The following is a 1,161-nucleotide window of genomic DNA, read 5'->3' as shown; positions in this document are numbered from 1 at the left end:
AGCTATGTAATGAGAACTACCAGTACCTGGGCAAATGCTGTATCGGATCAAAAAGGAGACATGTCATTCAAGTTATTGTGATAACTGCACCTGAGATATCCGAACATTTTATGCACAGTCTAATGTGGATCGGAGGACCTATGTCCTTCATCCACACTTCTTTTAAAACCTCAATATCAGGATGATTAAAGTGCTCTATATAATTAAAATCACTATTAGGCCCTGTATGTTATGTAGTATTTAAATACATATGAGGTTTTAAATATAAATAAATTCATATTTATCTGATAGTATCGGTCGACTGCTATCTTTGTTCATGCTTTTCGTCATTTGTAAGAACGAAAAGTTACTTGAGCTTTTTTTTTAATCTGAAAGATGATATATGCTTTAAGGATTACTAGTTAATGTCTTGTGGAAATAAGTTACAAACAAGATCCATTCTCTCCTGTAAACAGAAATTACATCATGATAGTATCTTTCTGCCATAACAGGTCAGATTCTCATTAAACTATAGCTTGTGCGGGCTGGTTGATTCCTTAATGCCTCGTCAAGAAGAAAATTTAAGAGGTCAAGAATGTATGTTCAAATGAAATCCATGGCTACAGGTTTATTTTTAATTTTTTTGATAGCTTCAATTAATCCTGTAGATGCTATTGACGTTGGGCCAGCAAACGAGATCAATATTCTGAGCGGCGGATCAAGCAATCTGCTCAAAAGCCCGACAGCTAAAATGGCTATTAAATATGTGGCTCCGGCTGATATTACACTCGATAAGGTAATGCTGCTTCCGGGATGTGGTATTCCAGCAACCAACCAGCCTTCGTGGAGCGTTCAGATACAGACCAACTCCGGAAGCTATCCCAGCGGGACAGCACTTGGGAAAGGCACACTTACCAATCCAAAAGATGATGTATGGTCTACAGTTGATATTTCCCCTAATGTAGCCCTGAAAAAAGGCCAGACTTATTGGATCGTTGTTCAGTACTTAAGCGGACCAACCCCGACAAGCACTAAAAGCTGGCTTGGCCTTTATGCGTCCAAGCCAACACCTGACGGCACCCTGACAAATATTCGTCTTCCTTATAATTACGCCGGAACAAACAAGGGCATAAATGATATTACTGCAAAGACAAACATAGCATATTTCAATGGAAAGATCTG

2 protein-coding genes are annotated in these 1,161 nt (G+C 38.8%); both read left to right on the top strand.

The features are described from left to right. The coding region (locus tag PV02_RS12865; RefSeq protein ID WP_256623819.1) for a hypothetical protein at nucleotides 1-185 on the top strand (185 nt) is incomplete at its 5' end. 401 nt (nucleotides 186-586) lie between these two features. Continuing rightward, a partial coding sequence (locus PV02_RS12860; protein ID WP_256623818.1) for a choice-of-anchor R domain-containing protein occupies nucleotides 587-1,161 on the top strand: 575 nt, incomplete at its 3' end.

The organism is Methanolobus chelungpuianus, assembly GCF_024500045.1.
GTDB lineage: Archaea > Halobacteriota > Methanosarcinia > Methanosarcinales > Methanosarcinaceae > Methanolobus > Methanolobus chelungpuianus.
The sequence above is the reverse complement of the archived record's forward strand: the minus strand, read 5'-3'. Positions and strand labels throughout refer to the sequence as shown.